Source organism: Faecalibacillus faecis (assembly GCF_003024675.1).
GTDB classification, from domain to species: Bacteria; Bacillota_I; Bacilli_A; order Erysipelotrichales; family Coprobacillaceae; genus Faecalibacillus; species Faecalibacillus faecis.
The window spans coordinates 72227-82678 of record NZ_PYLP01000009.1; the positions used below are offsets into that span (position 1 = coordinate 72227).

The following is a 10452-nucleotide window of genomic DNA, read 5'->3' on the forward strand; positions in this document are numbered from 1 at the left end:
TGAAGTGTAAAAAGAAAGGTGGAGTTGTTTATGAATCGTAAAAGTTTAACGATTGCTGCAACAACAGTGACGGCCGTTTCATCAGCAGTCCTTGTTGCTAAAAAAGTAAAGAATAATAAAAAGGATGAAAAGATAAATACGTATCGAAATACAGAATTAGGAAAGTATGATAAAAATGATAAAGGAATTTATTATACAAATGGAAATTATGAAGCTTTTGCCAGACCTAAAAAACCAGAAAATGTTGAAAATAAAAATGCATATTTAATAGGAAGTGGTCTAGCAAGTTTAGCGGCAGCTTGTTTCTTGGTAAGAGATGGACAAATGCCTGGAAAAAATATTCATATTTTAGAAGCAATGGATATTGCTGGTGGTGCCTGTGATGGTATTTTTGATCCTTCTAGAGGTTATATCATGCGTGGTGGTCGTGAAATGGAAAATCATTTTGAATGTTTATGGGATCTATTTAGAAGTATTCCTTCACTAGAAATCAAAGATGCCAGTGTATTAGATGAATTTTATTGGCTTAATAAAGAGGATCCAAATTATTCTTTATGTCGTGCAACCATTAACAGAGGACAAGACGCTAAAACCAATGGACAATTTAATTTAAGTCAAAAAGGTTGCATGGAAATCATGAAACTGTTTATGACAAAAGATGAAGATCTTTATGATAAAACGATTGAAGATGTTTTTGATGAAGAAGTTTTTAATTCAACATTTTGGATGTATTGGCGTACCATGTTTGCCTTTGAAAATTGGCATAGTGCTTTAGAAATGAAACTTTATTTTCAACGTTTTATTCACCATATTTCGGGCTTACCTGATTTTAGCGCTTTAAAATTTACGCGTTATAATCAATATGAATCACTTATTTTACCAATACAAAAGTATCTTGAAAAACATGGGGTTGATTTTCAATTTAACACAGAGGTAACGAATGTTTTATTTGATATTAAACCTGATAAAAAAGTTGCTAAAACGATTGAATGTAACGTAAAAGGAAAAGAAAAAAGAATTTCCCTTAGCGAAAATGATTTGGTTTTTATTACCAATGGAAGCTGTACAGAGGGTACAATTTATGGAGATCAAAATCATGCTCCTAATGGAAATGCAGAAATACGAACAAGTGGATGCTGGAATTTATGGAAAAATATTGCTAAGCAAGATAAGTCTTTTGGACATCCTGAAAAATTCTGTAGTGATATTCAAAAGACAAATTGGGAATCGGCAACAGTTACAACATTAGATGATAAAATCATTCCTTATATTACGAATATTTGTAAAAGAGATCCTAAAACAGGACATGTTGTTACAGGAGGTATTGTCAGTTGTCAAGATTCATCATGGCTTTTAAGTTGGACCATTAATCGTCAAGGCCAATTTAAACAACAAGATAAAGATAAAGTCTGTGTGTGGGTTTATGGATTATTTACTGATACAATAGGAGATTATGTTAAAAAGCCAATGAAAGATTGTACAGGAAAAGAAATTACCATGGAATGGTTGTATCACCTTGGTGTTCCTGAAGAATTAATAGAAGACTATGCAACCAATAGTGCTATCTGTATACCAACTATGATGCCTTATATTACAGCTTTCTTTATGCCAAGAAGAAAAGAAGATCGTCCGGATGTTATTGTTAAAGATGCAATTAATTTTGCCTTTTTAGGACAATTTGCACATACACCAAGAGATACTGTATTTACTACAGAATATTCGGTAAGAACAGCGATGGAAGCTGTTTATGGTTTATTAGGTGTTGATCGAGGTGTTCCAGAAGTATGGGGCAGTGTTTACGATATTCGAGAACTTTTAGATAGTTCTGTAAAATTAATGGATGGTAAATCACCCTTAGAGATGAATTTAGGTCCTTTAAATATAATCAAAAAGCCTTTAATAAGAAGTATTAAAGGAACGGTTATTGAAAAATTATTAAAAGAGCATCAAATTTTAAAAGAAAATGAAAAGTAATTGATTTTTTACCATGAAACTTTAAAAACGTCAGGAAACATTTGATAAAGTGTTTTACCAGCTTGTTGAGGAGATAAATCAAATTTACCAAGAATATAATGTTGGTACATGATAGAAGCTCCACCACAAAAAACATCTAATAAAAGAAGATCTTTATCTTCAAATTGGATGTTTTTTATTTTACACATCTCAATAACAGTATTATAGGAATATTGGTAGATAAAATCTCCTAAAGAATTAATACCGGTATAATCAAAAGCATTTTTTAAATAATGAAGCTCTTTACTCATATTAAATAAATTAATGAAGACATCTTCATAATTGTGATTTTGACTACTATGCATATATTGGTCTATGATCCTTTTATAATTATTATTCATCACATCATATTTATCTTTATAGTGACGATAAAAAGAGGATGTTGAAACATGAGCTTCTTTATCTTCTTCTAAAACATATTTATCAATATATTTTTTTATTTCTTCTTCAAAAGGAAGAACATCTTTAGGAAATTCTTCATCGGTCATGTTTGAATTTTTATAACGATAAATGGTAATACTTTTTGTTTGTCAATCAACTGTATAAATTTTGCTGAAGTTATTTTCCAAAGCGTTAAAAATATCAATTATATTAAGAGGAAGATTATTATTTATTTCTTTGTTCATCTTAATCGCCACTTTCAAGTCATTTTTATTTAATTTATTATATCACGGTATGATTTGAAAAATAATCTAAATGATTAATAAGTATTTCAAATTACAATTTTATATATTTGTTTGCCATGCGTTTAAATTATCTAATATATATTGATATATAAGCTGATTTTGTTTTTCGTTTAAGATTTCATGACGCATATTTTCAAAAAGATAGGAATCTACACACATATAACCTCTAGATTTTATGTTGGAAACAGCTTTGTTGAATTTTACTTCATTTGTAATACAAGGATCATCTTTACCAGCAATAAATAAAATAGGTAAAGAGGGATTAGACATTGTCCAGTTTTCATTATGATATGTATTTATTACAAGATTAAAGAGGGATTCAAAGCCATTTGCGGTAAAGGTAAAATAACATAAAGGATTTTTATTATAAGAATCTACAATATTTTCATCACTACAAATCCAACTGTTAGGAATATCTGTATGAAACCTTTTATTAAAAGCTTGAAAACTTAAATTTTGAATTAATTGAGGGCGATAATGATCATCTTTGATTTTTGAATAGATACGAGCTATTTTTACTCCTATAGGAGCAAGAGGATTATCACTAGGACTTCCACAAACAATTAAACCATCAATATCTTGATCATACTTTTGACAAAAACAGCGCACGACTAAAGATCCCATACTATGTCCTAAAAGATAGAGTGGGAGATGAGGATATTGTTGTTTAATCATCAAAGTAATTTGGTGGAGATCTTCAACAATTGCTAGATGACCATTATCATAAAAATACCCCAAATCATTTTTGTCTTTTATACTTTTTCCATGTCCACGATGGTCATGAATAATACATAAATATCCTTGATTTGATAAGAAATTCATAAAGTCGATGTATCTCTCTTTATGCTCACACATACCATGAGAAATTTGTACAATTCCTTTTGGATTTTCACAAGAAATAATAATGCCATCTAATTTGAGTTGATCATAATTTGATTTTATTTGAAAACTTTTATACATATTTATCACCTAACTACATTATAACTAAAAAACAAATATTTTGATATGATAAAGAATTAATATAACAAAAAAGCCTTGATAAAATCAAGACTTTTTAATATGAGTTTGTGAATTATTTACAAGCTTCTTCGATAGCAACGGCAACAGCTACAGTAGCTCCAACCATTGGGTTGTTCCCCATACCGATTAATCCCATCATTTCTACGTGAGCAGGAACTGATGAAGAACCAGCGAATTGAGCATCACTGTGCATACGTCCCATAGTATCAGTCATACCATAAGAAGCAGGACCAGCAGCCATGTTATCAGGATGTAAAGTACGTCCAGTTCCACCACCAGATGCAACTGAGAAGTATTTTTTACCTTGTTCAATACATTCTTTTTTGTATGTTCCAGCAACTGGATGTTGGAAACGAGTAGGGTTAGTAGAGTTACCAGTGATTGATACATCTACACCTTCTTTATGCATGATAGCAACACCTTCACGTACGTCATCTGCACCATAGCAGTTAACTTTAGCACGTGGACCATCACTATAAGCAGTTCTAGATACTTCTTTAACTTCTCCAGTGAAATAATCGAATTGAGTTTCTACATAAGTGAAACCATTGATTCTTGAGATGATTTTAGCAGCATCTTTTCCTAAACCATTTAAGATAACTCTTAATGGATTTTTTCTTACTTTGTTAGCTTTTTCAGCAATTTTGATTGCACCTTCAGCAGCAGCGAAAGATTCATGTCCAGCTAAGAAAGCGAAACATTGAGTGTTTTCGTTTAATAACATTGCTCCTAAGTTACCATGACCTAAACCTACTTTACGATCATCAGCAACAGATCCTGGAATACAGAATGATTGTAATCCAACACCGATTGTTTTAGCAGCATCTTCTGCTTTAGTATCACCATTTTTAATTGCCATAGCAGCACCAACTGTATATGCCCAACAAGCGTTTTCGAAACAAATTGGTTGTGTAGATTTTACGATATCATAAACGTTGATACCTTTTTCATCACAAATAGCTTTTGCTTCTTCGATTGATTTGATATCATATTTAGCTAATGCAGCGTTAATTTGATCAATTCTTCTTTCATAACTTTCAAATAATGCCATTTTTTCGTATCCTCCTATTATTCTTTTCTTGGATCGATGTATTTAGCAGCATCGTTGAATCTACCGTAGTTACCTTTAGCAGCTTCTAAAGCTTCATTAGCATCTTTTCCATCTTTAATCATTTCCATCATTCTACCTAAGTTAACGAATTCGTAACCGATAATTTCATCATTTGTATCTAAAGCGATACGAGTAATGTAACCTTCAGTTAATTCTAAGTAACGAGGTCCTTTTAATTTAGTAGAGTATGATGTACCTACCATTGATCTTAAACCTTTACCTAAGTCTTCAAGACCAGCACCTACAGGTAATCCACCTTCAGAGAATGCTGATTGAGTACGTCCATAAACGATTTGTAAGAATAATTCTCTCATAGCTGTGTTAATAGCATCACAAACTAAGTCAGTATTTAAACCTTCTAATAAAGTTTTACCAACTAATGCTTCACTAGCCATAGCAGCAGAGTGAGTCATACCTGAGCATCCAACAGTTTCGATTAATGCTTCTTCAATGATACCTTCTTTAACATTTAAAGTAAGTTTACATGCACCTTGTTGTGGAGCACACCAACCAATACCATGTGTTAAACCAGAAATATCTTTGATTTCTTTTGAATATACCCATTTACCTTCTTCAGGAATAGGAGCACATCCGTGTGATGCACCACGATTTACAGTGCACATTTCTTCAACTTCATGTGAATAAATCATTTTTTATTTTCTCCTTTCATCACATTAATGATCACAAACATTAAAAAAGAAATAACGTAAAAACTACATAAATTTCTTCCTTCAGGTGAAGGAATTCACCTGAACAAATTATAAAGTGTCGATTAAAGAAAGTCAATGAAACAAGAAAGATAAATAAATGAAAAAAGGAATTTTTTTGTATCTATCAAAGAATATTTCTTAAAAAAAAGGACAAAATGTTATTTGTAGTAAAAAAAAAGAAGATAAAAAAGGTTGACACATAAGGTTAGTATATGCTAACTTATAGGTAGTTAGTTACGACTAACTTCGTGTTAATAAATCATTTTTTATTGATACCAAATCACAAACAAAAATCACAAACACAAACAAAAAAATGAAAGAAGGAAGTATTAAAATGGATTTAATTCAAAGTATTAAAGCACGCGAAGTATTAGACTCTCGTGGAAATCCAACTGTTGAAGTTGAAGTTAGAAGTGAATGTGGAGCTTTTGGTAGAGCAATCGTACCAAGTGGCGCTTCTACAGGAATTTATGAAGCCGTTGAATTAAGAGATGGAGATAAATCACGTTATTTAGGTAAAGGTGTTTTACAAGCTGTTAAAAATGTAAATGAAGTGATTGCTCCTGAATTATTAGGGTATGATGTTTTTGCTCAAAGAGAAATCGATCAAGCAATGATTGATTTAGATGGTACAGATAATAAAGGAAAACTTGGAGCAAATGCTATCTTAGGTGTTTCTCTTGCCGTTGCTAAATGTGCCGCTGATTCATTAGGTATGCCATTATATCGTTATATTGGTGGAGCTAATGCTCATGTTATTCCTACACCAATGATGAATATTATCAATGGTGGGGCACATGCTGATAACAATATTGATTTCCAAGAATTTATGATTATGCCAGTTTCAGCTCCTACATTTAAAGAAGCAATTCGCATGGGTGCTGAAGTATTCCATAATTTAAAAGCTGTATTACATGATAAAGGATTAAATACTGCTGTAGGTGACGAAGGTGGATTTGCTCCTAACTTAAAATCAAATGAAGAAGCTATTCAAACAGTTATTGAAGCTATTGAAAAAGCAGGTTATAAACCAGGTGTAGATGTTAAACTTGCAATGGACGTTGCTAGTTCAGAATTTTATAAAGATGGTAAATATGTTTTACCGGGTGAAGGAAATAGAACATTTACTTCAAAAGAGTTAGTTGATTTCTACGGTGAACTTGTTGAAAAATATCCAATTATTTCTATCGAAGATGGTCTTGATCAAGATGACTGGGAAGGATGGAAATATTTAACTGAAAAATTAGGTAAAAAAGTACAATTAGTAGGAGATGACTTCTTTGTAACAAATACAAAACGTTTACAAGAAGGTATTGCTAAGAAAACAGCAAACTCTATCTTAATTAAAGTTAACCAAATTGGTACTTTAACTGAAACATTAGAAGCTATTCAAATGGCTCAAAAAGCAAACTATACTGCTGTTGTTTCTCATAGATCTGGTGAAACAGAAGATACAACAATTGCTGATATTGCTGTAGCTACAAATGCTGGACAAATTAAAACTGGTTCTGCATCAAGAACAGACCGTATTGCTAAATACAATCAATTATTAAGAATTGAAGATGAATTAGGAAAACAAAGCTTATATGGTGGCGTTGATTCATTCTATCAATTAGATAAATAATTTTGCTATTAAAAGATAATGTTGTTATATCCCTTTAACGATTAAATCGTAACTTCCCAATTTTAGACTAAATCATATAAGAAATATTATCTTTTAATAATATAGATAAAAAAAGGTGATGCAAGTCATCTTTTTTTGTAAATAAATTACATTCTTTATTTAATTGGGAGAAATTAATGAAAATAACTCTCTAAATATTTTAAAAAGGTATACAATTTCTATCCTATATATAAAATAAAGATTGTCATTTACTTAATAAAATAAATACCTTCCGTATTTTTTTGACTACTTGCGGAAATGACACAAAAATCATTTGCAGCTGCAAATGATTTTTTTATGTATAGACATGTAAATAAATTACATCATTTTGAAAAGTTAAAAAGAATGTTGTAAATAAAAAACAAAAACCAATGTAAGCCTTTAACAAAGAAAAATGTCACGTTATGATAATCATGTCAAAATTAATTAAGGGAGGAAATAATTATGGACAAAATGGCAGATGTCTTAGGTCGTGCTGGTGCATGGTGCGGTCAAAACAAATATTTATCTGCAATCAAAAATGCGTTCCAAAACTTCATGCCTTTAACAATCGCTGGGGCAATTGGGGTTTTATGGTGTAACGTATTGGTTAACGAAAGTACTGGGTTAGGTATGTTCTTCAAACCAATCATGGCTTTAGATTTCTTAAACCCAGCATTCCAAGCTGTTAACTTCTGTACTATCAGCTGTATCACAGTTGGTATCACTCTTGGTATTGCCCAAGAAATCGGTATTTGGAACATGGGAGCTGAAAAAGCTGGTTATATTCCAGGATTAGTAGGTTTAGCTGCATGGTTATCAGTTACAAACACTTCACACATGGTAGAAGGAGCTAAAGATGCTTTCACTGGTATCGCTGGTAATGAATTAGGAGCTACTGGTTTATTCACTGGTATGATCATTGGTATTTTATCAGTAGAATTATTCTGCTTCTTCGAAAAACAAGATGCATTAAAAATTAAAATGCCAGAACAAGTTCCACCAGGAGTTGCTCGTGCATTCGAAGTTTTAGTACCAGCTACTTTAACTTTAATCATCACTGCTTGTATTGGATCAGCATGTTATAACTTAACTGGTTTATACTTAAATGATGTTATCAAAAATGGTATCCAAGGTCCTTTAGGAGCTGTAGGTGCTACAATTCCAGGTGTTATGATTATCTATTTAGTAATCATGTTATTCTGGTTAGTAGGTATCCATGGTAACAACATGTTGTCTGCAGTAAAAGAAGCATTATTTACACCATTAGCACTTGAAAACGTTGAAGCATTCAACAAAGGTGAAACTCCAAAAAATATCATCAACATGTATTTCTTACAAATGTGTGGTGAATTCGGTGGTTCAGGTGTTACTATCGGTTTAGTAATCGCAATCATGATCTTTGGTAAACGTGAAGATAACAAAGCAATCGCTTCATTATCATTAGTTCCAGGTTTATTCAACATCAATGAAACAGTTACATTCGGTATTCCAATGGTATTAAACCCAATCTTAGGTATTCCATTTGTATTTGCATGTTTAGTAACTATCTTAGTTGGTTATGTATTAACAGTTATCGGATTCTGTCCAGTTGCATGTTTAACAGTACCTTGGACAACTCCACCAATCGTATTTGGTTTCTTAGCTACAGGTGCAAACATTATGGGTGCAGTAACTCAAGCAATTTTAATTGTTGTTTCAACAGTTATCTATGTACCATTCTTAATTGCATACGAAAAATACCAAAACAAACAAGCTGCAGAAGCTTAATAATGAAATTGACAAGGATACGTTGTATTCTTGTCTTTCATTGTATATAAAGGTACAATGGATTTAGAGGTGAGAATATGAGTCTATTATCAACAATTGAATACCAAAATGGTTTTAGTGATTTAGAAAAGAAAATAGCAGATTATTTAATTGAACATAAAGAAGATGTGATTCATATGAATCTTAAAGAGTTAGCAGAAGCAACTTATACTTCAACAGCAACAATTAGTCGTTTTTGTAAGAAATTGGGAGAAAAAAATTTTAATGACTTTCGTGTTCATTTTGCCGAAATAACTCAATCTCAAACATTCTCTACAATAAATTTTAATAAGCCATTTCTTCAAGATAGTTCGAAAAATGAAATTTGTCATAATGTTGGAGAAATCTATAAACAAACCATTGAAGGAACTAATCAAGTTCTTGATATGAATGAATTAGAAAAAGCAGTGGATTATATTGATAAAGCAAACGTCATTGATTTGTTTGCGGTAGGAGATTCTTTTTTATCAGCATTGATGTTTGAACATAAAATGACTTATGTCAATAAGCTTGTTAACTTGAAAATTATTCCTACAGAGCAAACTCAACAGGCTTTGTATACGACTAAAAATTCAGTAGCGTTAATTATTTCCTATTCAGGACAAACAAATGAAATTAAACCTATTGTTGAACGTATTAAAATAAATGGGGGAACCATTATTGCAATCACTTCTTTAAATGATAGTTATTTGAGAATAAAAGCAGATATTTGTTTAACAATGTGTTCAAAAGAAAATATTATTAATAAAATTGGAACATTTTCTTCTAAAATAAGTAGTGATTATATTATAGATTTAATCTATTCCTTACTCTTTAAAAAGAATTATCAAGAATTACTTATTAAAAAAGTATCTATGAATTTAGATTGGGATGAAAGAAGAAATGAATCAACACATGAAAAAGGAAAAGGAGAATAGTGATGGGACATATTTTATGGGTAGAACCTGTATTTAAAGAAATGATTTGGGGAGGAAACCAACTTAAAGAAAAGTATGGCTATGCTATACCAAGTGATCAAACAGGAGAATGTTGGGCACCTTCAGCACATCCAAATGGTGATAATAAAATCAAAGAAGGAGAATTTAAAGGTCAAACACTTTCAAAAGTCTTTGATGAACATCGTGAACTTTTTGGAAATATCAAAGATAAACAATTTCCATTGCTTGTAAAAATTATTGATGCTTGTAATGATTTATCTGTACAAGTTCATCCAAATGATGAATATGCTGGTCTTCATGAAAATTCATTAGGAAAGACAGAATGCTGGTATGTCTTAGACTGTAAAGAAGATACAAAGATGGTTATGGGACATCATGCTAAAACCAAAGAAGAACTTGTAAAAGCTATTGAAAATGATGATTATGATCAATTATTAAATAAGTTTGATATCAAAAAAGGAGATTTCTTCTATATTCCAAGTGGAACAATTCATGCTATCTGTAAAGGCTCATTGATCTATGA

The 10452-nt window shown here is 31.2% G+C and carries 9 protein-coding genes; 5 read left to right on the forward strand and 4 right to left on the reverse strand.

Annotated features, from left to right (window positions below):
• The first annotated feature begins 30 nt into the window (after nt 1-30).
• Nucleotides 31-1974 carry an oleate hydratase gene (locus C7U55_RS08425; protein WP_106988185.1) on the forward strand — a complete coding sequence of 648 codons (1944 nt, stop codon included), beginning with the start codon at nt 31-33 and terminating at the stop codon, nt 1972-1974.
• An 8-nt stretch (nt 1975-1982) separates the two neighbouring features.
• Here the strand turns inward: C7U55_RS08425 and C7U55_RS08430 are convergent, their stop codons facing one another.
• From C7U55_RS08430 to C7U55_RS08445, 4 genes are all read right to left on the reverse strand, one after another.
• Nucleotides 1983-2501, reverse strand: coding sequence for a TetR/AcrR family transcriptional regulator (locus C7U55_RS08430; RefSeq protein ID WP_106988186.1), 519 nt, complete (start codon nt 2499-2501; stop codon nt 1983-1985).
• Nucleotides 2502-2738: 237 nt separating this feature from the next.
• Nucleotides 2739-3659, reverse strand: coding sequence for an alpha/beta fold hydrolase (locus tag C7U55_RS08435; RefSeq protein ID WP_106988187.1), 921 nt, complete (start codon nt 3657-3659; stop codon nt 2739-2741).
• A gap of 112 nt (nt 3660-3771) precedes the next feature.
• Nucleotides 3772-4770, reverse strand: a complete 999-nt coding sequence (locus C7U55_RS08440) for a GGGtGRT protein (RefSeq protein WP_022001700.1) — start codon at nt 4768-4770, stop codon at nt 3772-3774.
• A gap of 17 nt (nt 4771-4787) precedes the next feature.
• Nucleotides 4788-5480, reverse strand: a complete 693-nt coding sequence (locus C7U55_RS08445) for an iron-sulfur cluster assembly scaffold protein (RefSeq protein ID WP_048923921.1) — start codon at nt 5478-5480, stop codon at nt 4788-4790.
• 394 nt (nt 5481-5874) lie between these two features.
• Here C7U55_RS08445 and eno point away from each other — a divergent pair, with 394 nt between their 5' ends.
• The 4 genes from eno to C7U55_RS08465 form a co-directional block, all read left to right on the forward strand.
• Nucleotides 5875-7164, forward strand: coding sequence for a phosphopyruvate hydratase (eno, locus tag C7U55_RS08450; protein ID WP_106988188.1), 1290 nt, complete (start codon nt 5875-5877; stop codon nt 7162-7164).
• A 483-nt stretch (nt 7165-7647) separates the two neighbouring features.
• Nucleotides 7648-8952, forward strand: a complete 1305-nt coding sequence (locus C7U55_RS08455; RefSeq protein ID WP_106988189.1) for a PTS sugar transporter subunit IIC — start codon at nt 7648-7650, stop codon at nt 8950-8952.
• A 77-nt stretch (nt 8953-9029) separates the two neighbouring features.
• Nucleotides 9030-9908, forward strand: a complete 879-nt coding sequence (locus C7U55_RS08460) for a MurR/RpiR family transcriptional regulator (RefSeq protein WP_106988190.1) — start codon at nt 9030-9032, stop codon at nt 9906-9908.
• 2 nt (nt 9909-9910) lie between these two features.
• On the forward strand, nt 9911-10452 hold a 542-nt coding region (locus C7U55_RS08465), incomplete at its 3' end, for a type I phosphomannose isomerase catalytic subunit (RefSeq protein ID WP_318025906.1).

Coding starts and splice junctions, on each gene's coding strand:
- C7U55_RS08440 (WP_022001700.1), bottom strand. CDS start 4,770: ATGGCATTATTTGAAAGTTATGAAAGAAGAATTGATCAAATTAACGCT.
- C7U55_RS08455 (WP_106988189.1), top strand. CDS start 7,648: ATGGACAAAATGGCAGATGTCTTAGGTCGTGCTGGTGCATGGTGCGGT.
- C7U55_RS08425 (WP_106988185.1), top strand. CDS start 31: ATGAATCGTAAAAGTTTAACGATTGCTGCAACAACAGTGACGGCCGTT.
- C7U55_RS08460 (WP_106988190.1), top strand. CDS start 9,030: ATGAGTCTATTATCAACAATTGAATACCAAAATGGTTTTAGTGATTTA.
- C7U55_RS08430 (WP_106988186.1), bottom strand. CDS start 2,501: ATGACCGATGAAGAATTTCCTAAAGATGTTCTTCCTTTTGAAGAAGAA.
- C7U55_RS08435 (WP_106988187.1), bottom strand. CDS start 3,659: ATGTATAAAAGTTTTCAAATAAAATCAAATTATGATCAACTCAAATTA.
- eno (WP_106988188.1), top strand. CDS start 5,875: ATGGATTTAATTCAAAGTATTAAAGCACGCGAAGTATTAGACTCTCGT.
- C7U55_RS08445 (WP_048923921.1), bottom strand. CDS start 5,480: ATGATTTATTCACATGAAGTTGAAGAAATGTGCACTGTAAATCGTGGT.